Below are 22,669 nucleotides of genomic sequence, written 5' to 3'. Positions count from 1 at the left end.
CTCCGGGCCCGAAGTGCCGGTCAGAGTTTCCCGGATCGGCACTGCTCATTGCGGGGATCACCAGGACCTCAGTATTTCAAAGCACTTGTGACCGCGCTGGCGTGCGGCGACTCCTTCGCCGCTCCGTCGCGCGTCGCGACCTCGCGATTCAGGGTAGCCGCTCGGCGGCTGCGGTCCACCTCGTAGTTAGTACGCGCGAGGTCGTGTCCGAGCTTCTTCGCGACGAACTCCTCGGCATCGATGACGTGACCGTCGCGTTCGATGGGGAAGGTGCGCTTGTAGCCTTCGGCGACGAAGCTGTCGCCTTTCGCGAACCGGGCGAGGGCGCGTTCGGCGGTGGCGCGGAAGGCGACCATGTCGTGGAAGCTGGGTTCGAGTTCGGTGAAGGATCCGTCGTCGTTTCGGCGGTATTGCGGCTGTCCGACGCGGACATACATGCGCACGTCGCCGGCTTCGGTGATGCTGCGCTGCGGTTCGGAGGCGATGAAGCCGGAGATCGATTGCTGCGTGTGAAGAGCCATGGGACTCACCTCTCGAGTGACGTGAAGCGGACCATCCGCCTACGCAACAGGTGCGCGTCCGTCCCCTGTGTCTGCGGACGTCAGCGGTAGGCGTGGTGCACGTGCCAGTCGGTGGCGCTTTTGAAGACGTCAAAGATGAAGGATTCGCCGGCCTCATCTGTGGCCTGGAAACGCCAGCCGTAGAGTCCGCACCCGGGTGCAAGCGACGAGCTCCAGATCGAGTCGCGAAGTCGTGTCGGTGTATCCGTTACGCGCCACGTGCGACCGGCGTAGAACATGCGCGCGGGCTTGTCGTCCGTCATCCAAACCGTCGCTTTGTGTTCTACTTCAACGCTCGTCATGACAGTCCACAATAGAACACATATTCGAACGTATCTCGAGTGGACGGCAGGCCGGATGAGGAGGTGTCGAGGTCGTGACGACGAACAAGCGCTACCCGAACCTTGCCGGCAAGTTGATGGATGAGCGAGTCCTGAAGCAAACTGCCGCCGCGCATCCGCTTCAGACCCTTACCGACCAGGAGCTGCAACGCGGTGTGCTGCCGATTACGAGAGATCCCCAGCCGAAGAAGTGCAGGGCCTGGGTACGATTTGGCCCGCACGCACTGCTCGTCGACGCAGAAGTCGTGATGTGGAACGACGTCGCGTGCGGCATCCAGTTCACTGTCGACGAGAAGCTCATGCGGTGCTGGGTGTGGAGTAATGCAGTGGCGGCTGTTTCGGCGCCACGATGAGCGCTTCACTCCGGTTCGCTCGCAGGATGTATCGGCGCGGCGTCACGCCGAGGCGACTGCTGCAGCTGCGACTCCAGCGCACGGCGGTCTGCCAAGAGCGCCTTCGCATCCGGCCGCGAGGTCCACGTCCGCAGCCGAGTGACGATCGGCGGCGCCGCCCGGAGCATCACCAGACCAGTGCCGAACGGCAGCGTTCTGATGACGTCCGGAGGCATGATCGCGACCCGGCGGATCGAGCGTTGCGATGCGCGGGAGCCGCGGTCGCCGATAGTGGTGGAGTCGGTGGTCTCGTCGCGTTCGCCGATGAGGGTGGACAGGTCTTGGAGGTCGCGAGAGTTGGATGCTCCGCCCAGAACGATTTTGACGATCGAGGCATCCCAGATCGCGCCCGCCGCATTGTCGCTCCACTTCGACCGGGCCTGGGTGAGCGACTGCAACACGGGCATTGTCGTGATGCCGGTGCCGCCGCCTTCGGCCATCAGAGTTGGCAGTGAGGGGAGGGGTGCCAGGTTTCCGATCTCGTCGAGGGCGAGCAGGAGCGGCGGATCGAGGCGGGCACCGGGGTTTCGGGCGGCGATCCGCCTGGCGGACTCCACGACGTCCTCGACGAAGGCGGCGACGAGCGCGGCTGAGTTGTTCGCCCCAGCGCCTGTGGCGAGGAGGTAGAGGGTTCCGTTGCCTTTTAGGAACGTCTCTGGGTCGAAGGATTCGCCGTCGGCGGGGGAGACTGCGGCGAGGACGCGTGGATCAGCGAGGGCGCCGAGGGCGAGCGAGACGCCTTGCCAGATCGAGTCGCGGGTGCGGGGATCGGACTCGAGCATCGCCTGGAGTGAGTCGGCCCAACCGGTCGCCGCGCGAGGGTCGTTGGTGAGGATCGCGACGGCTTCGGAGGCGACAGCGGGGTCCAAGGTCCAGCGAAACAGCTCGCTCGGTGGACGCCCGGCGAGCGCGGCCGCGTGTAGGAGTGATTGGAGCGCGGTGCGGGTCTTTGCTTCCCAGAACCCTCCGGACTCCACCCCGCCGCCGGCCAGTCCGGTGCCGGATGCGAGGCCTGTCGCGCGGATCATCGCGGTCAGCGGATTCTCGCAGCCGCGTATCGGTGACCAGCGCAAGCCGGCCGGAACTCCTTCGGCGAGCTGCTGCGGGTCGAAGACCGCGACCGGGCCGACCCGCTGTCGCGCGCGGAGGGTAGTGGTGAGGTTGTCGGGGCGGGTGGATGTCGTGACGACAGCACCCGGGGCGTCGAGAATCGCATTGACGACGATGTGCGCGCCCTTGCCGGACCTGGGCGGGCCTATGACGAGGATGGAGTCTTCGACGCTGGCCCAGACCCCGGCGGACCGAGAATGACCGATCAAATAGCCGACATCCGAGGGCTTCGCATTCGTCAGCGAGGGGCGTAGGTGTGCGGCCCGCTTCATGAGTGCGGACTGGGAGGCGGCCTTGGCGACGTCGTGACTACCCGCGATACCGGGAATGCGGTACGGATCGGCGGAGGTGCACCGACGTGTCCCGCGCAGCACGCGCCAGCCGAAGACGATCGCGAACCCTGCGGTGCAAAGCAGAACTGCAGCGCAGATCCAATACGCGACGGGGCTGAGCGCGGAGGAGCCGAGTGCGGCCCCTGGGTCTCCAGGATTCTGGAGGATGCCCAGGCCCGCACCGAACCCCGCTGCAGGTTGAGGGATGCCGGTGATCCACGCGGCGGCCGACCCCGCGGCTCGAAGCAGTGCCGCACTCGCGGCGCCGGCGACGAGAAGTCCCAACGCGAGGTTGGTCAGTTCGTCGCCGCGCGAGGTGCTCGGTTGCGGGCGACTCACGACGCGACCGTTCCGGCACAAGGTGTAGGTGTCACAGGCTGATGTCGGGTTCGAGGCGCCGCGGCCGGCTTTGGATGAAGTCGAACTCGAAGTTGCGGTCGGCTCCGGCGCCAATTGGGTCGGTTGAGTCGAGCAGGTCGCTGGCGTCCCGGGCGTCGGTGACGACCGTCGCGATTCCTTCCTGCAGGAGCCGGTGGCAACCCGCGCTGGCCGCGCTCGTGATGGGGCCGGGCACGGCGCCGACCGGGCGTCCGAGCGAGTGAGCTTGCCCTGCCACGTTGAGGGATCCGGAGCGGAAGCCGGCCTCGACGACGACGGTTGCGCCGGCCAGGGCTGCGAGCAGCCGGTTTCGCTGGAGGAAGCGCCATCGGGTCGGTGCGGCTCCGGGCGGCAGCTCGCTGAGAATCAGCCCGCCGGTTTCAGTGATTCGTTCGAACAGGGGCTGGTTGCCGACCGGGTAGAACCGATCCAGCCCGGTCGCGACGATCGCGACGGTGGCGCCCGGTCGCGCCATGGTCGCGGCTTTGTGGGCGGCGCCGTCGATTCCGTAGGCGCCGCCGGAGATGATGATGCGTCCCTGCTCGGCGAGGTCCGCGGCGAGCTGGGTGGCCACGTGCTCCCCGTAACTGGTGGCGGCGCGTGCGCCGACGAGGGCGATGCGTCTGGCGGTGACACCCTCGAGCCTGCTCGGCGTGCCGCTCAGCCATAGCGCGATCGGCGCGTTCGCCCCGAGCTGCTGCAGCTCGGCCGGCCAGTTCAGGTCCTCGACGGTCATCAAGACAAGACGGCGAACCTCCATGACCTCACGGATGCGGTCGACCTGCCCCAGATCGATTCGTGGCGCGAGCCGCCGCCGCCAGAGGCTTCCTTCAGCGGGGTCGATCTGGCGGGGGAGTGGTCCTTCCGAGCTGACCAGGGCGAGGGTTTCGACTGCACCGACGCGCGCGATGAGCGCGCCGGTGACCGCGTCTCCAGGTTCCGATGCCGCCGCCAGGGTGATGCGGGCGAGGCGGTCTTCGGTGATCGAGTCGGGCATGGGATGCCTCCTTGTGATAATTAGGTGCGTGGGTCGCGCCCGGGGTTACGTCGTCATTCGGGCGGTGGTGTCGAAGATCGCGAGCTCGTCGGGATGCATCTGGTGCTGCACGACGAAGCTGCGGTCCTTGACCCGCCACAGGCCCTGCCCAGTGCCGAGCGCGGGCAGCAGGTTCATCTCGGTGCGCGTGAGTCCGAGGGCAGCCCCGGTCGATCCGAGCTGGTCGGGCTCTTGGCGGTAGACGATGCGGGTCTCGGCGTTGGCGAGGAGCGAGGACGCGAGGGCGCGCATGGCCGAGCCGGAGTCGCCGACGTTGTCGAGGTCGGAGAGCTTGTGGAAGACGAGCATGTTCGCGATGCCGAAATGCCGGGCGAGACGCCACTGCGCGTCCATTCGCCGCAGCAGCGCAGGGTAGGCCATGAGTCGCCAGGCTTCGTCGTAGATGACCCACCGCTGGCCGCCAGCGGGATCGGCGAGTGCCGACTCCATCCATGCGGATGAGCAGGTCATCAGCACGGAGATGAGAGTGGAGTTCTCCGCGACGCGGGAGAGATCGAGTGAGACCATCGGCAGGGTGGGGTCGAAGCGGACGGTGGAGGGGCCGTCGAACAGGCCGGCGAGGTCACCCGCGACGAGCCGCCGTAGAGCGTGGCCCACCAGCCTGCCGTCCTCGGCGAGGCGTTCGTCGCGGTCGCCCGAGGGCTCGGGGGAGAGGATCCGCGAGACCACCATGGGCAGGATCGGCACATCTGTGCTGCGGACGACGTCTGTGAGCGCGATGTCGATGGCGGTGTGCTCGAGCGGGCTGAGTGAGCGTTCCAGCACGGTCTCGGCGAGTGCCCCGATCAGGTCACGTCGGCGGGCGGCGACCTGGGCGGACCACTCGGAATCGGACAGCGAGGCGGAGCGGTGGCCTTCGTCGAGCGGGTTCAGGCGGTTGCGCAGACCGTGGCCGAGGATGATGGCGCGGCCGCCGACCGCTTCGGCCACCGCGGTGTGCTCGCCCTTGGGGTCGCCGGGCACGTAGACGCGGCGTCCGAATGGCAGCGAGCGCGTGTAGAGCGACTTCGCGAGTGACGACTTGCCGGATCCGACGATCCCTGCGAGAACGACGTTCGGGGCCGTGATCAGCCCGCGCTGGTACAGCACCCAGGGGTCGTAGACGAAGGAGCCGCCGGAGTACAGGTCTTGGCCGACGAAGACTCCGGCGGGCCCGAGGCCGGCCTCGGCGAGGAAGGGGTAGTGCCCGGCGAGGGTGGCGGAGGTGTCCTGATGCTTGGGGAGCCGCAGCCGGGCAGGCGTCCTCAGTGCGGCCGGACCCGGTTCGCCCGCGGCCGGCAGGTAGGCGGCAGCTTTCGCTTCTGCGCGCTCGGCGGCCCACTGCTCCTTCGCTTCACGCGAGGTGGCCTTGCGGGCCTCCGCCTCGAGCCGGGTCGCTGCGCGCTGCCGGTCGCGGCGGCGGCGACGTTGCTCGCCGCGCGGGTTGATGAGTGTTGTGGCGTGCAGCCGCTCGTCGACGGTCACAGTGCGACGCTCCGGAGGTCGACTCGGTGGCCCGCCGCGGGCTGCGTGAATAGTGCCGGCGGCAAGGACGCCGTGCGCGGCATGCCCCGACCCGTCGCTGGCTTCTCTTCCGCCTGCTGAGGTGCGTCCAGCTCGTAGCGGCGCAGCAGGGACACGTAGCGGAGTGTCGGATTAAAGGTGAGGGCGTATCCGGATGCAGGATCCTGCGCGACGCGATCAGTCGGGCACGTCGGGATAGCGTCGTACACGTATCCGTCGATGAGGGCGGCTTCCGTGGTCTCCTCACCACGATCGTGTCGCGCGAGATGGCGGATCGCGAACGGGGCGCCGAACCGGTCGACGAGTTCGAGCGCCTGGGTCGCGTCCTCGCCCTGCAGGAAGAGGACGTTGAGCCATCGCTCCGGGCGTTGCGTCTGTGTCCAGGCGATCTGTGCGCAGTTCTGGGATGCCTCGTCGAAGGCGTCTTCTGCTGCGTCGAGCAGGTCGCGGGCGCGGGTGAGAGCCCAGGTTGCGTTGTCGGATTCTCGCCCGCCGCGCGTCGGATCACCGTCCTCGGACCGCGCTCGGGCGCGCAGGCGCAGGTGGGCATGTGCGAGCTGATCGGTTACCTGCACGAGCGACCTCAGCGAGCTGAGCAGGTCGCCGATCATCGGGTACAGGTTGGCGGGATCGTCGATCTTGATCGTCGAATGGGCGAGGTCTCGCGCCGAGGCCGAGACGTGTCCGGCGGCGCGAACGGCCGCTTCATCCTTTTCCATGATCTGCTCCCATCGCTGGTTCTGCTCTGTGATTCATGCGGGGCGGCACAGCGGGAGCGCTGCGGCGGTGAACGCCTGCGCCTGCTGGCCGACGAGTCGTCGCACTTCGCAGGACGCCTGGATCGCGGCTTGTTCGACGCTGGCGACGGCCATGTCCAGCTCGGCACGGGTCTGGGCTGAGACGCTGATCAGGCCGATCGTGCGGAGCACGCCGTGCCCCGCGGTGAGGTCGGCCTCCTGCTGCAAAACGTCCTCGTACTCGGCGGCGGCTGAGGCATCCTCGATCTGCCCAATCCGTCGACGCTGGTGCGCGTCGCTGATCAGCTCGGTCTTCTTGCGGCGGATGTCGCGAGCCGCGTGGTCGGACCGCACCGGGATGTAGTGCAAGGACACGGTGCGGAGCACGCCGTTGGACAGCACGAGCGGGGAGAGGAAGCCGGGGAAGACCTGCGACCGGGGCCACTCGCTGATCCAGAGGACCGTGTGGAAGGCGCTGTCGGAGCGCAGTCCGTCCCAGGTTTCCGTGACGGCCATCGGCCCCGCGTCCGCCAGGCTGCGGCCGATATTCGGGTGCCGGTCGAGGGCGAGGCTCGCTGCCGGGTCGTACGCCGACCGCAAGGCTACAGCCAGGTCACTCGGTCCGAGCCAGTCACCGACCGTGAGGTCGGCTGATAGGAGCGCGGCGGTGATGGCTTCCATCTCCTGCCGCAGCACCGTGGCAGCGCCTCTCATTCCGCCGCCGCTCGCGCGGATCAGCTTCCCGGCCGCCTGCATATCCAGGGCGATGCTGATGGTCGTCGCGTGCCGTTCCCCGGCGGGGCCGGCCCGTTCGATCAGCTCTTGATAGGTCGCGGCGGCCCAGCCGCCGTCGTTCATGCCGTGGCGGGCCCACCAGTCGTCCAACCCGGTGCCGGAGTCGAGGAGTGTTCGCTCGGAGACCTGAAGGCGGCTGATGCGGCCGGACCGGCAGGAGCCGGCGAGCACGCGGCCCCATCCCGTCACGCGGCGATGCTGCTCGGCCGGGTCGAGCAGTACGAACGCGGGGTGCGAGACGGTGAGCACGGCGCTCAGGGTGCGGGCGTGAGGGTCGTGGATCATCACGGCGCCGGACTCGGCATCCACCCACTCCCGCAGAGCTGCGGCATCCCCGGGAAGAGCTAAGGTGCCCGCGGGGCGAGGGCGTTCGATGCGCTTTCGGAATGTGAGTTGGCCCTGAAGGACGCGTCCGCTCCATCGGCATAGAACTGGAGTCCACTCGACGAGCTTGCGGCCACCGACCGCGAGGAAGCCAACCCCGACAGAGTCCGCGAGGCGAACCGGCGGTGGCGGGCCGAGCACCTCGAGCGGTCCAGGGAACTCAACCGCGAATCGGCACGGCGCTCCGCCGCTCGGAAGCGTCAACTGCTCGACAAACGCCGCCGATCAAACGAGGCGTCGAGGCGCTGGAAGGAAGCCCACCCTGACCACGTCCGGGAGTACCACCGCCGCTGGCAGGCGGCCAACCGCGACAAGGTGACGCAGTACCTCGCGCGCTACCGCCGGACACATCGGGAGGAACTCAACGAGCGGGCGACGATCTGGCGCGATTCGGCACCCCACACGATGAAGGCGGCGCGAAAGGCTTGGGCGGACCGGAACAAGGAGCGCACCGCCGAGATCCAGCGGAAGCGACGAAACGATCCTGAGAAGTACCGTGCCGACCTCGACAAAAACAACGCTGCTAAGCGACTCGCACACCGCCTCGAGCGAGCGGGCCTGCCGCCCAAGCGGCTGCATCGCACCACGGCAGCGGAGCGCCGCGCGAACGATCGAGTGGCTGCTGCCTACTTCGACGACCCGGCGTTGTCGGAGCGACTGCGGCAGTTCGCTCAGCTCACGCAGAGGCTGACAGAGCACATGTTGACGCATGGCGATCGAGTCCGCCGCTTCGCGCAGGCTTTCGTGGCCACCCGCTCGCGGATGGCCCTGCCGGCCGTCGACGTTGAGCAGGTCGTGTGGGCTCGCGCGGTGGAGATAGTCACCGATCGGATGAAGCGTGTGGACCTGCTGACGAGCCGGGATGTCGCGGCCGCTGTGCGAAGCGCGAAATCGAACATCGCAGCTGCCGAGGGTGATCGTCGCACGCGCCAACTGCGGGCGGACATTGAAACGCAAGTGCGCAGGACCGCCTGCGCCTGCTTGAGGAAGCAGAGCTCGAGAACGCGATGCGAGTCCGTTCGGGTAAGGCACCGATCCCGGTAGAACTGATCGTCGCGCACACCGCTCTGGGTGAAATGGTCGAAGGCCCGGTCGAATGGATCCGCGACCGCGCGGCAATCCGAGAGATCCTGGGCCAGCTTGGGCCGAGGCTCGCGGGCATCGCGCAACAGCACCCCTCGGGGCGGGATGACGGGCGGGCTTCGGGGTCCGGAGCAAGGTCTCTCTAGCGCCCACCCCTAACGATCCGGGACACTCGCCGTCATGTCCACCAGCCGAGCAGCGGATGCACTCGCAACGGGCCCGGAATCGTCACCCCTGCCATGTCTCATCGAGTACACGCAGCCAACGGGTGAGGACGGCCTCCAGCGCGTCGGCATCGGGGGCACCCAGCTCCCGCAGGATCCGGTGCTCGTTGTCCAGGTGCGCGCCGATCGCGCGGTCGATGACATCCCGGCCGGCTGGCGTCAGACGCACCAGGCGCTTTCGGGCATCCGCCGCCTCAAGCCTGCGTTCGACCAGCCCGCGCGCTTCGAGGCGATCGACGCGCTTCGTGAGCCCTCCCGTACTGATCAGTGTGTGGTCTGCCAGTTCGCCGGCGGCCCGCTCGAACGGCGCACCGGCGCGGCGGAGCGTAGCGAGCACGTCGAACTCGCCTTCGCTGAGTCCGAACTCGTTGTACACGGCCACTAGACGTTCGGTCAGCTTCAGACTGACGAGATGCAGGCGTGCGATGACGCCCTGCGGTGACGGATCGAGATCTGGGCGCTCGCGCCTCCATTCGATCTGAATCTGGGCGACGCGGTCACGGCCGGAGGGAACGTCATCGTCGGGCATAGGCAAACTTTACCTTCCAAGTAAGATAAAGTGTCTTCCGTGGAAGGTAAACGCTGGTTCTGGATCCTTGTGACGGCCCTCGCGCCCATTGCGTGGGGGAGTGGCTATGTGGTGACGCGGAGTTTCCTTCCGCCGGATGCACCGTTGTGGGCCGGGGTATTACGGGCGTTGCCAGCGGGAATGATCGTTCTGGCGCTGGCCCGACGGCTCCCTCATGGCTCGTGGTGGTGGCGGTCGCTTCTGCTGGGATGCTTGAATGTCGGCGGCTTCTTCGTCCTCGTCTACGTCGCGGGGCAACGGCTGCCGTCGAGTCTGGCTGCGACGCTGATGTCAGCATCCGCCGCCTGCATGCTGCTGTTCGCGTGGCTGGTGCTGCATCGCCGGCCCGGCGCGGCCGCAGTCGTGGGGGCGACGGTCGGGCTGGTGGGCGTCGCTGTGATGCTCGGGTTGGAGGCGGAGGGCGCCGACCCGTGGGGAGTGGCCGCGTCGTTGGGCGCAATGCTCGCCTCGTCGCTCGGCTACGTTCTCACGTTGCGGTGGGGACCGGATGTCCCCGCACTGTCGATGACAGCGTGGCAGCTCGTCGGTGGCTCGGCTGTGCTCATCCCCGCAGCGGTGCTGGTCGAGGGGCCGCCTCCTACGCTCACCGTCACGTCGTCGCTGGCGTTCGCGTACCTCACGCTGATCGTCACCGCCCTCGCGTACGTCGCCTGGTTCGCGGGGCTTCGGCACCTTGCACCGGGGATTGTCGGGATGATCGGCCTTCTCAACCCGGTCACGGGCGTCGTGCTCGGCGTGGTCATCGTCGGCGAGGCCTTCGGAGCGACCCAGATGGCGGGCGTTGCTCTCGTCCTGCTCGGCATCGCCCTCGGCGCGATGCCCGCGCGCCGGCGTCGACAGCCAGAGATCGTCGAGATCTCCGCCCCGGGCAGTTTCCGCGACTTCCGGACGGGTGCCGTCCCTGTGCTCACGTCACGAACGTAGCTGCGCAGGGGTCGACGTCGAGCAAACGGTCGTGGTGGACGCGACCTGCGGCGCTAGACCAACGGCGTAGATCGCACCTCTGACACGGAAGTATCACCGCCCGCGCCAGCCCGTCGTTCTAGCGTTCGGTCGGCGGCGCGCCCACGGTCCACCGGGCGAGCGACGAGAGCAGGTGGGCGTGACCCTCAGATTCGTACGATCGCTCATCGTGGCCGAGCAGATCGACGGCAATCCGACTCCGTCCGTGGGTGCGAGTCCACGCGACTGGTTCGGCTTGACCGTCCGCATGGTGATGAGCAACCGGCGTGGAGCGGCCGATCTGCTGGATTCGGCAATAGCACTCGTCGAATACGTCGAACGACTCGATCTGCGTGCCGTCGGGAAGACGTCCCCCGAAGATATGCGCCACGCCGGCGGGAGGGTGGAAGGAGAGCCCCGGTACCCACATGCCACCTATCGCGCCAAACCATTCGGGATAGTCGCGGAGAGAAGATACGGCGCAGTGCAGCGCGATCACGCCTATGCCGCGATCGAGGGCGGAAGCCATCCCGGCGACGGCGTCTGCTCCCGCTTCAGCCCCCCTTGGCGACCCGCGCCAAGGGTCTCCCGCGTTGACCACGAGCAGATCGACGTCATCGAGTCGGGTCATCGCATGGTCCACAGCGTGGTCGATGGATACCTCGAAACCGGCGTCGGTCAGAATCCCGGCGACAAGGGGGCTTGTCCGCTCGAAAGGATGCCACGGATCGTCATAACGTTCCGAACCGCTGGCGATGACTGCTCGCATGTGACCTCCGAGCGATGAAGGGCACGCCAGCGGGTCCGGCGCACGTCCTGCCGACAGACTAGCTATAGTGGATAGCGTTATCACGCTCAACGAGGAGAAGAAGGTTGCACGCTAAAGCTCCCAAACCACCGACCCTCACAGACGTGGCGCGCCTGGCGGGCGTGTCGGTTCCAACAGCTTCTCGCGCCCTGAACGGCGGAGTTCGCGGTGCGCAAAGTGGCTCGCCGGAGCTTCGGCAGCGGGTCGCCGACGCGGCTCGTGCTCTGGGCTACTCGGTGAATCCGGCGGCACAGGCAACCAAGGACGGTCGCTCCCGCACCGTCGCCCTCCTCGTCAGCGATATCGATGACTTCGGCTCGGCCACGATGATCTCTGGGGTCATGCATGCAGCGGAGAAGCGCGGCGTTTCGGTCGCGGTTCGCACCACGCGAGACGACCCTTTACGCGAACACGAGCTGCTGAACCAGCTTCGCGGCGAGCGGCACCGAGCGGTGATCATCGCCACCAGTCGCACGACGGATACACACCGTGAGACCGCCCTCGCGCGTCAGCTCGACACCCTCGTGGAGCAGGGAACCCGAGTGGTGGTGGTCGGGGACAGTGCCCTGGACTTTCCCTCGGTCACCGTCGACAACCGCGAGGCCGCGCGACTCCTCGCGGATGGCCTCGCGAGCGCAGGGTTGCGCCGGTTCGCGATCCTTTCTGCGCCGTCGTCGGAGATCACGGCACGGGACCGGGTGGAGGGGTTTCTTGCCGGGCTCGCAGAGCACGACATAACCGTTCCCCGCGCCGACATCGTCCACCGAGCCTTCTCGAGAGACGGTGGATACGCCGCGGTCCGGGCGCTGGAGGGACGATTGGAACAGTTCGAGGTCTTGGCGGCTATGAGCGACGCCATGGCCGTTGGCGCCATCGCGCGGTTGCGCCAAGTTGGAATCGACACACCTCATGAGATCGAAGTCACGGGTTTCGACCACGTGCCGATGCTGGGCGATGTGCTCCCGAGGTTCAGCACTGTCGAGGTGCCGCTGGAGGCATTCGGGGAGGCAGCGCTGTCGTTGTGCCTCGATGAAGACGAGGTGGCGGCGAGCACCCGGATCGCTCTGCGCGCGGTGCCGATAGTCAGGGGCGTTCCGGTGAGGCGTCGCTGAGGTGAAAAGCTCTCCTTTCGATCCGTCCTGACGCCTCCCAGCTCTTTCTCATATTTCAAGTTGGTAACGAGCTTGGCAAACGCTATCCACCTGAGCTAGCCTGATGGAGACGCAGAAGTCGTCGGCATGATTCGAGGGAGATCACATGTACAAGTCAACGCGGAGGCGCATCCTCGCGACCAGCATCGCAGTCAGTGCGATCGGCGCGCTTGCACTCACGGGCTGCAGCGCCTCGGGGGGTGCAGAGAAGACCGCTGCGCAGGAAAAGACCACCATCCGCTTCATGTACGCGACCGGCGATGAGACCTGGAACAGCGTCGTGGATTCGGTCGTGACGGCGTTCAACGAGCAGAGCGATGACACAGTCGTCAAGCCTGACCCACTTCCGGCTGGCTCTGACTACGCGACCGCGATGAAGACAGTCGACGCGACCGGGAACTGGCCAGCCATCGTCGACATGCGGGACACCCTTACGTATATCAATGCGGGCAAGCTGGCGCCGATTCCATCGGACGTGACCGACCTGCTGGAGCCGGACGCGTACGGGAAGGCCGAGGACGGCGAGGTTTACACCGTTCCCAACAGTGCTCTCAATGGGGAGATCGGCATCAATATCGTCTACAACAAGGTCTACTTCAAGGAACACAACCTGAAGGTGCCCAAGACTTACGACGACTTCATTGCGCTGATGAAGAAGATCAAGGCGAACGGCGACGTGCCGCTCGCGACTGCGGCCGGTGAGGTCTGGCCCTCCGATCAGCTGTGGAAACCCCTTGCTGCGCCGATCTTCGCCGCGCACTCGGACGACGGCGGGTTCTGGAACGCTGCTGCCGAGAAGACGACATCGATTGAAGATCTTCGCGAGCCGCTCGAGGAGCTCAAGTACATCACCGACAACTTCGTGCTCGAGGGCTGGCAGTCCACGGCGGATGCGCAGACCACCACGCTCCTTGTGAACGGGCAGGCCGTCATGGCGACGTCGTCGGCTGGCCTCGGGCGCCTGAACGACATCCACAAGGTCGATCCGAAGTTCAACGCCGGTCTTTTCATCATTCCTGACGAGGACGGCAACATCAATGTCCTGAAGAACAGCGTCGTCGGCGACACCGCGGGTGGTCTCGCGATCTCCTCACAGGCGGCCGAGAACAAGGATGAACTGGCCTCGTCCGAGGAGTTCCTGAAGTATTTCTACTCGGTTGAGGCAGCCAATCTGATGGAGGAGGCGGGATGGATCTCGCCCAACATCAAGGCCTCGGACGAGGTCACCCGCAACGACTCGATTCCTGGAGCTGAGGACTACTTCGCGCTGCTGGAGAACCCCAAGCTGGTTTGGTACGAGAACGCGCCCACGTGGGGCACCTTCAGCGCCTTCAACACCTTCTTCCGCCAGTCTCGGATCGAGATGCAGGACGGGCAGTCGTCCGTTGACGACACCATCTCGAAGGTCCAGACCGAACTCGACAACCAGGTCGCAGCCGCCGGCTGAGATCTAGGGGGTGGAGCCTGAACTGCAGACTCCACCCCCTCGTCCTTTCCTCCGTTTCGTGCAAGGGAGAACTACCGTGAGCGACCAGAGCTCGCAAATCGGGCAGTCCAACGCCGTGGCTCCTGGCGTGCTGCTTGTGGGCGACGACCCGCTCAGCGGGGCGCCTACGGACCAGCGCGAGGAATTCATCGCCGGCGAGGATCATCGAAAGCCGCGTCGCTGGCCGCGCGGGCGGCTGATCATGCTGGCCTTTGTGGCGCCGGCCCTGGCCATCTATCTGCTTATGGTGATCGTTCCCTCGCTGCAGACCGTCCAGCTCAGCTTCACCAATTGGGACGGCATCAGCGATGGTTACGACTACATCGGGCTGAAGAACTACGAAGACATCCTCACAAGCGGCAGATTCTGGAACGCAGTTCGGAACACCCTGATCCTGGGACTCGGATCCGCGGTGATCATCAACGCAATCTCTCTGATCGTCGCGCTCATGCTCGACAAGCTCAATCACGCTCAAGGATTCTTCCGGACTGCGGTGTACCTGCCCGCTCTCGTCAGCGCGTTCATCATGGCCACTATCTGGAAGTACCTCCTCAACTTCAACTTCGGCGGCGTGAACACTCTCCTTCGCTCTATCGGGCTTCCCGATTGGGCCCGGGACTGGCTTGGCGACAGCAGCATCGTGATTTGGGTGATCCTGTTCATCACATGCTTCACCCTTGGTGGTAACACGACCCTCATCTACCTCGCGAACCTTCAATCCGTGCCGCAAGAGCTCGTCGAAGCCGCGCGCATCGACGGTGCGAACAGTTGGAAGGTCTTCTGGAACGTCACTTGGCCCATGATCGCCGGTGCCGTCACGGTGAACATGACTCTCGCGATGATCGCCGGCTGGGTCATTTTCGATCAGGTTCTCGTGCTTACCGCCGGCGGACCAGGCTTCGTCAGCGAGACGATGGCGTTCTTCATCTACAAGGTCGGATTCGGCGAGTACCGCGCCGGCTTCGGATCCGCGGCGGCCGTCGTGCTGTTCCTCGTCGTCATCGCCAGCACCGTGGGCGCCAACGCCTACATGCGTAAGAGGGAGATCCAGGCATGAGCGCCACAACAGTACGCCGCCCCTTCCGCCTGCGGCGACGCGAGGGCGCCGAGAAGAAGAAGTGGACTATCGGCGAGATCATCGTCATGGTCGTCCTCTCCGTCATGGTGCTCATCGTCGCCTCACCGGTCATCTACGCCCTGCTGAACTCTTTCCGCAGCTACGCCGAGATCACCATCGACCCCATGGGGCTGCCCACCTCGTTCTCTCTGGACAACTACGTCCAGCTGTTCCAGCAGACCGACTTTGCGGAGGCGATCCTCAATACCGTGATCATCACGGTGGGCACGGTGGTACTGCTGGTGGCGATCGTGCCCATGGCTGCCTACGGCATCGAGCGCGTCGGCGGTGGCACGTCTCGCTTCCTCTACGTCCTCTTCATCGCCGGCCTCATGATCCCGTTCCAGGTGCGGATGATCCCGCTGGTCGAGGGCTTCAATCAGGTAGGGCTCTACAGCACCCTGCTGTCCGTGATCCTGGTGCACCTCGGTGGAGCGGCGAGCTTCGGCATCCTGCTCTACTGCAGCTTCATCAAGGGCATCCCGATCGAGGTCGAGGAAGCAGCACACGTCGATGGTGCCGGCCGGCTGCGCACGTTCTGGTCGATCGTGTTCCCGATGCTGCTGCCGGTGACCTCGGCGTTCGTGATCATCCAGGCGCTCGGGCTCTGGAACGACTTCTTCATCCCGCTGGTGTTCCTCGACTCGTCGTCGGCGGGAACGATCAACGTGGCGATCAATCGGATGGTGGGTCTGCTCACGTCCCAGTGGCAGCTCATCTACACAGGGGCGATCCTCGCCATCATCCCCTCGATCGCGATCTTCGCCGGCTTCCAGCGTTACTTCATCAAGGGCATGTCGGTCGGGGCGGTGAAGGGATGACCACCCACCCCGTCACGCGCGGCCCGTCGCCGAAGGTCGGCCGCATCATCGCAATGCTCGCCTACGACGGGCCGATCGCGACGGCACTGCTGCGCGTGTTCCAGTTCTTCCTGGTCGCGGTGTCTTTCGTGGCCTGCCTGGCCCCCGTGCTCCTCTTCGACGCGCTGGTCGGCTGGCAGCCCACCCACCTGGCGCTATGGCTCGGCGCGGCCTCGCTGCTTCCGGTCGCGCCGGCCGTGCTCGGCGCACTGTCCGCGGCACGCCGGGTGCTGCTCGTCTCGGGCGGGACAGGCCCCGCCCGTACCTTCTGGCGCGGATTCGCGCGCGGCGTCCGGTCGCTGTGGTGGCTCGCGGCCGCTATGAGCGCCGCAGTGCTGGTGATCGGCTACGACCTGGCACTGATGGGGGACAGTGACACGATGCTGCTCTTCGCGACCCTCGGGCTGTCGCTGCTCCTCGTGCTGGTCGTCGGCATCAGCAGCGTCGCCGAGTCGTCCGCCACAACCCGACCGCGGGCGCTCACCGTGGCGGCCGTGCGGGCGATCATCGCTCGGCCTCACGTCGCCCTCAGCTGGGTGCTGTTGATCGCCGCGGGAGTCGGCGCATCGATCCTGCCGATGATCGGCGGAACCGTCGCGCTGTTCGCGCCCGCCCTCGTCGCGAGCGCGATCGTGATCTGCAATCGGACCCTGAACTTCATCGCCGATGACAAGGAGCTCTCGTGGTGACCGACGCGCTGCAGCGCCTCCAGACCATTCCCGCCCCGGAGCTGCGTGCGGAGTCACGGATCAACGGCACGTCCGAACGGGTGCGTGTCGCCGACAGCACCTTCGACGTCGTATGGTCCGCGAATGAGCCGGCCGCACTGGTTGTCCATGACTCGCCGTTCGCAGGTCGCCGCTCCGTGCCGCTGGTGGAGATTTTCACCGCGAAAGAACAGCGTGCGCGTACGAGCCAGGCGTACTTCCGCTCGGCAGTCGGTGCGCGCATGCGAGTGACCGCGGTGACCTACGATGAGGACGCCACAGCCCGCCGCACCCTGGTCTCGCAGTGTGACGCAGACACAGGCTTGGAAGCAGTCACGGTCATCAGCCAGCCGTGGGGCGTCTCCACGGTTCGCGCGCAGACGCGGCTTCGCAACTCAGGCATCAGCCCCGTCGTCGTCACTGCGGTCACGTCACTGTCCTTCGGATTCGGAGTTTCCGAATCCGACCTCGACGATGTGAAGCTGGCCGTCGCGGACAGTGAGTGGCTGGCCGAGGACCGGTGGAGCGAGATCCCGTTGCGCGCTGTGCTGCCCGGAGTGTCCCTCGGCTTCCATGATCAGGACGGCCGCGGCCACTACGGGCTCAGCAGTCATGGAGCGTGGTCCAGCGGGGAGCACGTGCCGTGCGGGATCCTGACCGCCGACGACGGCAGGGCCCTGGCCTGGCAGATCGAGACCAGCGCCGGCTGGCACATCGACATCAGCCAGGCACGCGACGGCGGCGTACTGTCGCTGCTCGGTCCCACGGATCTCGAGAACCACTTCGCGCACCGGATCGCCCCCGGCGAGATCTTCGACGCGGTGCCGGTCTCGATCGCCTTCTCTCGCGACGGTCGGGACGGCGCGGTGGGTGCACTGACGGCCTACCGTCGCTGGCTGCGCCGGGATCAGAACACCTCGAGCCTTCCCATCGTCTACAACGACTTCATGAACACGCTGATGGGTCAGCCCACCACCGAACAGCTGCTGCCTCTGGTCGCCGCGGCCGCCGAGGCGGGCGCCGAGGTGTTCTGCATCGACGCCGGCTGGTTCGCCGAACCGGAGATCGGCGACTGGTGGGCGACCGTGGGGGAGTGGCAGGAAGCGACCACCCGGTTCACGGCGGGTCTGAAGCAGGTTACGGATGAGATCCTCGCCCGCGGAATGCAGGTCGGCCTGTGGCTGGAACCCGAAGTGGTGGGCGCCGACAGTCCCGCGGCGAACGCGCTGCCGAACGAGGCGTTCTTCTGGCGGCACGATCAGCGGGTCATGGAACACCGCCGCTACCACCTGGACTTCCGCCACCCGGCCGCCCGTGCCCATATGGACGAGGTCGTCGATCGGATCGTCGCGGACTACGGCGTCTCGTACATCAAGCTGGACTACAACATCAACCCCGGCGCCGGCACCGAGCGGGACGCGACCGCCGCCGGCGATGGGCTGCTCGGTCACACCCGCGCGTTCCGGGACTGGCTGATCGACGTGCAGCGGCGTCACCCTGGCCTGTTGCTCGAGAACTGCAGCTCGGGTGCCATGCGCGCGGACTACTCTCTGCTGGAGGTCACCCACCAGCAGTCCACGAGCGACCAGCAGGATTTCCGGCTCTACCCGCCGATCGCCGCGTCGGCCCCGGTGTCGATCCTCCCGGAGCAGTGCGCCAACTGGGCGTACCCGGCAGTCGGGATGACGGAGGAGGAGACGGTCTTCACTCTGGTCACCGGGCTCAGCGGCCGGCTGTACCTGTCGGGATTCCTGCACGAGCTGACCGATGAGCAGCGCGTGCTGGTCGCCGATGCGGTGCAGCTGCACAAACAGCTCCGCCCGGCGCTGGTCACCGCGGTGCCATTCTGGCCACTCGGCCTGCCCTCGTGGGAGTCGGACACCATCGCGCTCGGCCTGCGCACAGACGCGGGCGACCTGCTCTTCGTGTGGGACCGTCACCCAGACGCCCGCACGGTCACCATCCCCCGCGTCACAGGCACCGCCGCACAGCTGTTTCCGGCCGTGCCCGCGCCCGCCCCGACGGTGACGACCGAGGGCCTTCAGCTGCAGACACCGGCGGGAACGGTGGCGCGGGTGCTGCGCATCGTCGCATCGTGAGAGAGGATGCGACGGTGACCGGAGGACCGATCCACCCCCGCCGCACCGCCCCCAGAGACGGGTGCCGATCCAGAAAGCATGAGCGGCCGGCATGAAAGCGCTGCTGTCCATGGATGCCTCGGCCTTCCCGCTCGTGTTCGCCGAACCCGAGCGGACTCGGCTGGGACAGCTTGTGGATGTCGACGTCTCACGCCCCGACCGTCCGCTGGCAGATCTGACCGTCGCCGAGCGCCAGTCCGTCGAGCTGCTCATCACCGGGTGGGGCGCGCAACAGCTCGGTGAGGCAGAGCTCGATCAGATGCCCCGACTTCGCGGAGTGGTGCATTGGGGCGGGGGAGTGGGATTCCTTGACCCCTCCGCCCCTGCACGTGGAATCGCGATATCTTCGGCGCGGGCCGCGAACGCCATCCCGGTGGCCGAGTTCACACTTGCGATGATCATCCTCGCCTCCAAAGACGCGTTCTGGGTGTCCCGCACGTACGGGCAGAGGCAAGCTGAAGTGCTCCGGGAGGTTGAGCTCGCACACACGGGCTTGTTCCGTCGCACGATCGGGATCGTCGGCGCGTCGAGCGTGGGCACTCTGGTGATGCGGCTGCTGCAGAACCATGCGGTCGACATGCTGCTCTTCGATCCGTACACCACGCCGGAACAGGCTGCGCGCCTGGGCGCCGAGCAGGTGACGGACCTGGCCGAACTCGCGCGACGAAGCTCCATACTCACTGTGCACGCACCGGAGCTGCCCGCGACCCGTGGGATGGTCTCCCGCGAGGTGCTGGCGGAGCTTCCTCACGGCGCCACCGTCATCAACACGGCGCGTGGATCGCTCATCGACCAGGACGCGCTCGTGGAGGAGCTGACCGCCGGGCGTCTGCGCGCCGTGCTCGACGTCACCGAGCCCGAAGTCCTGCCTCCGGGGCACCCGCTGTACGACCTTCCCAACGTCTTCTTGACGCCGCATCTCGCCGGTTCGACAGGCAGCGAGTTGCAGCGCCTCGGCGCGACGGCCGTCGCCGAGGTCGAACGATTCGTCGTCGGGCAGCCCTTCGCTCACCCCATCAGCCCTTAGGAGCAGCCTTCGTGGGCGTCATCCACAACCCGGTCCTGCGTGGTTTCAATCCGGACCCTTCGATCATGCGCGTCGGTGAGAACTACTACATCGCGACAAGCACCTTCGAGTTCCATCCGGCCGTGCGCCTGCACCATTCCGTCGACCTCGTCCATTGGGAGGTAGTCGGGCATGCGCTCGAGGACGGGTTCGACCTTCGCGGTATCCCTGACTCCGGCGGTGTATGGGCGCCCAGCCTCTCCTACGCGGACGGCCGCTTCTGGCTCACGTACTCGATCGTGCGGACGATGGACGGCGACGACAAGGACATCGACAACTACCTCGTCACCGCCCCCACCATCAACGGCCCGTGGAGTGCGCCCACCTACCTCGGCTCGCGCGGCTTCGACTTCTCCTTCTTTCACGACCCGGACGGCACCCACTGGATCGTCGGCGTGCAGTGGGATCAGCGCCCCGAACACCCCTCCTTCAGCGGCCTTGTCGTCGAGCAGTACCTGCCCGACGAACAGCGCACCACCGGCGAAGCGCACTTCATCTACTCGGAGGACGGTTTGGTCGAAGGCCCTAATCTGTACCGGATCGGCGACTGGTACTACCTGATGATGGCCGCCGGCGGCACGGGCTGGAACCACGGCATCACCGTCGCACGATCGCGGGGTCTGCGGGGGCCCTACCTTCGAGACCCGCAGAACGACCTCCTCACGACCCGCGATGCTCCCGGCGAGCCGCTGCAGAAGGCGGGGCACGGGGAGCTCGTGCAGACCCCGGCTGGCGAGTGGATCTTGGCCCACCTCGCCAGCCGGCCCACCCTTCACCTGGGGAAGCGCTACTCGACGCTCGGTCGTGAGACCTGCCTGCAGAAGGTGGCGATCGACGGCGATGGATGGCTGCGACTCGCGCACGGCGGCCACCACGGCGCGGTCGACGTCCCCATCGCGCTGGCGACCTCCGGTTCGCCGGTTGAGCGCGACGGATTCAGCGAGGACTTCTCATCCGGGGTTCTCGATACTCGGCGGTGGTCGACGGTCCGCACTCCGCTGGGGACGGCGGCGGACTTGCGCACCCGCCCGGGCTGGCTGCGGCTTCGCGGCGGGCAGTCGCCGGCGTCCGTCTTCGAGCAGTCAATGCTGGTGACCCGTGTGGAAGAGCATCGCACCACGGCCGAGGTCGTGGTCGACGCCGATCCAGGCAGCCCACGGGAGTCGGCAGGTCTCATCGCCTGGTACGACCGCAATGGCTGGATCTGGCTGCAGGTCACCTGGGACGAGCGGAACGGGCGCCACGCGCGCGTCGTGTGCCGCGACGGCGCCCTCACCACCCGCTCGCGTCCCTTCCCGCTTCCCCACGGTGCGATCCGCCTGCGGGCAGACCTCGACGGCCCCGTGCTTACCTTCGCGGTCGGCGCCGTGACTTTGTCAACCTGATCTGGCCCCGGGGTGACGTTTTGAAGTGGCCCCGTCGAGGCGTCGGTTCGATGTGGGGCGCTGTCTGCTGTCAGGCGCAGCAGGAGGTGGGGAGTTCGTTGCGGAAGAGGTTCGCGGTGAGGCGGATGCCTTCGGCCATGGTGAGGTACGGGGCCCACGTGTCGGCGAGTTGGGTGACGGTGAATCCGGCTTTAATGGCGTAGGTCGCGGCGAGCATCATCTCGCCGGCGGTTTCGGCGAGGGCATGGACGCCGAGGACTTTGCCGGTGTCCGCGTCGGCGACGATCTTGATGCCGCCGCGGGTGTTGTGGTTCGTGATGGCTCGGGGCACATCGGACAGCCTCAGGTATCGGCAGGCGCACCGGTATCCGGCGGCGATGGCTTCGGCTTCGGTGATGCCGGCGGAGCCGAGCTGCGGCGCGGTGAACAGGACGGAGGGCAACCCGGTGTAGTCGACCTGTTCGTGGTGGCCGAGGGCGTTGCGGGCTGCGATCTTCCCGGCCATCGCGGCGACGTACACGTACTGGGGCACGTCGGTGACGTCGCCGGCGGCGAACACGACCGGGTTCGTGGTCCGCTGCTGCTCGTCGACGATGATGAAGCCGCGGTCGTCGGTCGCGACGCCCGCCGCGGCGAGGTCGAGCCCGTTGGCGCGTGGTGTGCGTCCGGTGGCGATGAGGACGCGTTCTCCGGTGACCGCCTTGCCGGTGCGGGTGCGCACCCGCACCACGCCGTCGTCCTGGATGATCGTGGCGGCGCGGTCGCCTACGACGGTGATTCCCTCGGAGAGGAAGGCCTTGCGGAGTTCGGAGGAGAGTTCGGGCTCGGCGTGCGGGGCGAGCCGGCCAATGATGGTGACGGCCACGCCGAGGCGGGCGAAGAGCTGGGCTTGTTCGAGGCCGACGAAGCCGCCGCCGATCACTACGAGCGAGGCGGGCAACTCGGTGAGTTCCATTGCCGTGGTCGAGGTGAGGTAGTCGACGTGCTCAAGCCCGGGGACGGCCGGGACGTGCGGTTCGGCGCCGATGGCGACGAGATACGACCTGGCACGAACCGGTCGTTCGTCGATGAGGAGGGTTGCCGGGTCGGTGAATGTGGCGGCGCCGGGGAGGATGTCGAACCCGTAGGCGGCGGCGATGTCGGCGTACTTGGTCTGGCGGAGCATGCCGACGAGGTCATCCTTCTGCCGCACGAGGGCGCCGAGGTCGACAGTGCCGGCGGACGTGGGGGCGCCGGGGAACGGGTTCGCGAGGGCGGCGTGGCGGGTGTGCGCGGCGGCGAGGAGCGTCTTCGAGGGCACACAGCCGACGTTCACGCAGGTACCGCCGAGGGTGCCGCGTTCGATGGCGACCACGCTGGCCCCTTCGAGTCGGGCGTGGATCGCGGCGGACATCGCCGCCCCGCCCGTGCCGATCACCGCAAGATCGAACTCGCTGTGCTGCGTCATGATGCCTCCTCGGGTGAACCGGGCCGCTTGCGCGGTCACATCCGTCAGAATGGACCTTCAAGCATGCTTGAAGGTCA

General features: G+C 66.9%; 20 protein-coding genes and 1 pseudogene. 11 read left to right on the top strand and 10 right to left on the bottom strand.

Features of this window, described 5'->3' with window-relative positions; all coding sequences use genetic code 11:
• Positions 1-68: 68 nt before the first annotated feature.
• Together ACSBPH_RS04430 and ACSBPH_RS04425 are read right to left on the bottom strand one after the other, a co-directional pair.
• Positions 69-521 (bottom strand): single-stranded DNA-binding protein, encoded by a 453-nt coding sequence (locus ACSBPH_RS04430; protein ID WP_442576389.1) that lies wholly within the window; start codon positions 519-521, stop codon positions 69-71.
• A gap of 80 nt (positions 522-601) precedes the next feature.
• The gene (locus ACSBPH_RS04425; protein ID WP_442576388.1) at positions 602-862 is read right to left on the bottom strand and encodes a hypothetical protein; all 261 of its coding nucleotides are present in this window, start codon (positions 860-862) and stop codon (positions 602-604) included.
• A gap of 74 nt (positions 863-936) precedes the next feature.
• On the opposite strand from ACSBPH_RS04425, the gene ACSBPH_RS04420 reads away from it, so the two are divergent.
• Complete coding sequence (locus tag ACSBPH_RS04420) at positions 937-1,254, top strand: hypothetical protein (protein ID WP_442576387.1); 318 nt, start codon at positions 937-939, stop codon at positions 1,252-1,254.
• Positions 1,255-1,259: 5 nt separating this feature from the next.
• On the opposite strand, the gene ACSBPH_RS04415 is transcribed toward ACSBPH_RS04420, so the two are convergent.
• The 5 genes and pseudogenes from ACSBPH_RS04415 to ACSBPH_RS04395 all read right to left on the bottom strand — a co-directional run.
• Positions 1,260-3,074, bottom strand: coding sequence for a type IV secretory system conjugative DNA transfer family protein (locus ACSBPH_RS04415; RefSeq protein WP_442577243.1), 1,815 nt, complete (start codon positions 3,072-3,074; stop codon positions 1,260-1,262).
• Positions 3,075-3,105: 31 nt separating this feature from the next.
• Complete coding sequence (gene dprA, locus ACSBPH_RS04410; RefSeq protein WP_442576386.1) at positions 3,106-4,110, bottom strand: DNA-processing protein DprA; 1,005 nt, start codon at positions 4,108-4,110, stop codon at positions 3,106-3,108.
• A 45-nt stretch (positions 4,111-4,155) separates the two neighbouring features.
• Positions 4,156-5,634 (bottom strand): ATP-binding protein, encoded by a 1,479-nt coding sequence (locus ACSBPH_RS04405; RefSeq protein WP_442576385.1) that lies wholly within the window; start codon positions 5,632-5,634, stop codon positions 4,156-4,158.
• Positions 5,631-6,284: a hypothetical protein gene (locus ACSBPH_RS04400; protein ID WP_442576384.1), complete on the bottom strand. Its 654-nt coding sequence runs from the start codon at positions 6,282-6,284 to the stop codon at positions 5,631-5,633. Before ACSBPH_RS04400 ends, ACSBPH_RS04405 begins: the two co-directional genes overlap by 4 nt.
• A gap of 141 nt (positions 6,285-6,425) precedes the next feature.
• A pseudogene (locus ACSBPH_RS04395) lies at positions 6,426-7,679 on the bottom strand (SCO6880 family protein); the annotation flags it as partial.
• A gap of 225 nt (positions 7,680-7,904) precedes the next feature.
• On the opposite strand from ACSBPH_RS04395, the gene ACSBPH_RS04390 reads away from it, so the two are divergent.
• Entirely contained in the window at positions 7,905-8,633 is a 729-nt protein-coding gene (locus tag ACSBPH_RS04390) for a hypothetical protein (protein ID WP_442576383.1), read from the top strand.
• Positions 8,634-8,900: 267 nt separating this feature from the next.
• On the opposite strand, the gene ACSBPH_RS04385 is transcribed toward ACSBPH_RS04390, so the two are convergent.
• Positions 8,901-9,425, bottom strand: a complete 525-nt coding sequence (locus ACSBPH_RS04385) for a MarR family winged helix-turn-helix transcriptional regulator (RefSeq protein ID WP_442576382.1) — start codon at positions 9,423-9,425, stop codon at positions 8,901-8,903.
• Positions 9,426-9,464: 39 nt separating this feature from the next.
• On the opposite strand from ACSBPH_RS04385, the gene ACSBPH_RS04380 reads away from it, so the two are divergent.
• Positions 9,465-10,409 carry a DMT family transporter gene (locus ACSBPH_RS04380; protein ID WP_442576381.1) on the top strand — a complete coding sequence of 315 codons (945 nt, stop codon included), beginning with the start codon at positions 9,465-9,467 and terminating at the stop codon, positions 10,407-10,409.
• 118 nt (positions 10,410-10,527) lie between these two features.
• Here ACSBPH_RS04380 and ACSBPH_RS04375 read toward each other — a convergent pair whose 3' ends face one another.
• A complete protein-coding gene (locus ACSBPH_RS04375) occupies positions 10,528-11,196 on the bottom strand; it encodes a ThuA domain-containing protein (RefSeq protein WP_442576380.1) in 669 nt (222 codons plus the stop codon).
• Positions 11,197-11,339: 143 nt separating this feature from the next.
• Between ACSBPH_RS04375 and ACSBPH_RS04370 the strand changes: the two genes are divergently transcribed.
• The 8 genes from ACSBPH_RS04370 (at position 11,340) to ACSBPH_RS04335 (ending at position 21,145) form a co-directional block, all read left to right on the top strand.
• The gene (locus ACSBPH_RS04370; protein WP_442576379.1) at positions 11,340-12,347 is read left to right on the top strand and encodes a LacI family DNA-binding transcriptional regulator; all 1,008 of its coding nucleotides are present in this window, start codon (positions 11,340-11,342) and stop codon (positions 12,345-12,347) included.
• 145 nt (positions 12,348-12,492) lie between these two features.
• Positions 12,493-13,833: an ABC transporter substrate-binding protein gene (locus ACSBPH_RS04365; RefSeq protein WP_442576378.1), complete on the top strand. Its 1,341-nt coding sequence runs from the start codon at positions 12,493-12,495 to the stop codon at positions 13,831-13,833.
• A gap of 76 nt (positions 13,834-13,909) precedes the next feature.
• Positions 13,910-14,929, top strand: a complete 1,020-nt coding sequence (locus ACSBPH_RS04360; RefSeq protein ID WP_442576377.1) for a carbohydrate ABC transporter permease — start codon at positions 13,910-13,912, stop codon at positions 14,927-14,929.
• On the top strand, positions 14,926-15,810 hold the full coding sequence (locus tag ACSBPH_RS04355; RefSeq protein WP_442576376.1) for a carbohydrate ABC transporter permease: 885 nt from the start codon (positions 14,926-14,928) through the stop codon (positions 15,808-15,810). The genes ACSBPH_RS04360 and ACSBPH_RS04355 overlap by 4 nt, the downstream gene beginning before the upstream one ends.
• Positions 15,807-16,538: a hypothetical protein gene (locus tag ACSBPH_RS04350; RefSeq protein WP_442576375.1), complete on the top strand. Its 732-nt coding sequence runs from the start codon at positions 15,807-15,809 to the stop codon at positions 16,536-16,538. The genes ACSBPH_RS04355 and ACSBPH_RS04350 overlap by 4 nt, the downstream gene beginning before the upstream one ends.
• Positions 16,535-18,655 (top strand): glycoside hydrolase family 36 protein, encoded by a 2,121-nt coding sequence (locus ACSBPH_RS04345; protein ID WP_442576374.1) that lies wholly within the window; start codon positions 16,535-16,537, stop codon positions 18,653-18,655. The genes ACSBPH_RS04350 and ACSBPH_RS04345 overlap by 4 nt, the downstream gene beginning before the upstream one ends.
• Positions 18,656-18,746: 91 nt before the next feature.
• Positions 18,747-19,721, top strand: coding sequence for a hydroxyacid dehydrogenase (locus ACSBPH_RS04340; protein ID WP_442576373.1), 975 nt, complete (start codon positions 18,747-18,749; stop codon positions 19,719-19,721).
• Positions 19,722-19,786: 65 nt separating this feature from the next.
• Positions 19,787-21,145, top strand: a complete 1,359-nt coding sequence (locus ACSBPH_RS04335; RefSeq protein WP_442576372.1) for a family 43 glycosylhydrolase — start codon at positions 19,787-19,789, stop codon at positions 21,143-21,145.
• A 70-nt stretch (positions 21,146-21,215) separates the two neighbouring features.
• On the opposite strand, the gene merA is transcribed toward ACSBPH_RS04335, so the two are convergent.
• On the bottom strand, positions 21,216-22,592 hold the full coding sequence (merA, locus tag ACSBPH_RS04330) for a mercury(II) reductase (protein ID WP_442575805.1): 1,377 nt from the start codon (positions 22,590-22,592) through the stop codon (positions 21,216-21,218).
• Positions 22,593-22,669: the final 77 nt, after the last annotated feature.

The sequence above is a fragment of the Microbacterium sp. F51-2R genome (genome assembly GCF_052180235.1).
GTDB lineage: Bacteria > Actinomycetota > Actinomycetes > Actinomycetales > Microbacteriaceae > Microbacterium.
The sequence above is the reverse complement of the archived record's forward strand: the minus strand, read 5'-3'. Positions and strand labels throughout refer to the sequence as shown.

Excerpts from the sequence above, each read along its gene's own strand:
- ACSBPH_RS04375 (WP_442576380.1), bottom strand. The coding sequence starts at position 11,196 with ATGCGAGCAGTCATCGCCAGCGGTTCGGAACGTTATGACGATCCGTGG.
- ACSBPH_RS04385 (WP_442576382.1), bottom strand. The coding sequence starts at position 9,425 with ATGCCCGACGATGACGTTCCCTCCGGCCGTGACCGCGTCGCCCAGATT.
- ACSBPH_RS04430 (WP_442576389.1), bottom strand. The coding sequence starts at position 521 with ATGGCTCTTCACACGCAGCAATCGATCTCCGGCTTCATCGCCTCCGAA.
- ACSBPH_RS04335 (WP_442576372.1), top strand. The coding sequence starts at position 19,787 with ATGCGCGTCGGTGAGAACTACTACATCGCGACAAGCACCTTCGAGTTC.
- dprA (WP_442576386.1), bottom strand. The coding sequence starts at position 4,110 with ATGCCCGACTCGATCACCGAAGACCGCCTCGCCCGCATCACCCTGGCG.
- merA (WP_442575805.1), bottom strand. The coding sequence starts at position 22,592 with ATGACGCAGCACAGCGAGTTCGATCTTGCGGTGATCGGCACGGGCGGG.
- ACSBPH_RS04340 (WP_442576373.1), top strand. The coding sequence starts at position 18,747 with ATGAAAGCGCTGCTGTCCATGGATGCCTCGGCCTTCCCGCTCGTGTTC.
- ACSBPH_RS04425 (WP_442576388.1), bottom strand. The coding sequence starts at position 862 with ATGACGAGCGTTGAAGTAGAACACAAAGCGACGGTTTGGATGACGGAC.
- ACSBPH_RS04350 (WP_442576375.1), top strand. The coding sequence starts at position 15,807 with ATGACCACCCACCCCGTCACGCGCGGCCCGTCGCCGAAGGTCGGCCGC.
- ACSBPH_RS04365 (WP_442576378.1), top strand. The coding sequence starts at position 12,493 with ATGTACAAGTCAACGCGGAGGCGCATCCTCGCGACCAGCATCGCAGTC.
- ACSBPH_RS04400 (WP_442576384.1), bottom strand. The coding sequence starts at position 6,284 with ATGATCGGCGACCTGCTCAGCTCGCTGAGGTCGCTCGTGCAGGTAACC.
- ACSBPH_RS04355 (WP_442576376.1), top strand. The coding sequence starts at position 14,926 with ATGAGCGCCACAACAGTACGCCGCCCCTTCCGCCTGCGGCGACGCGAG.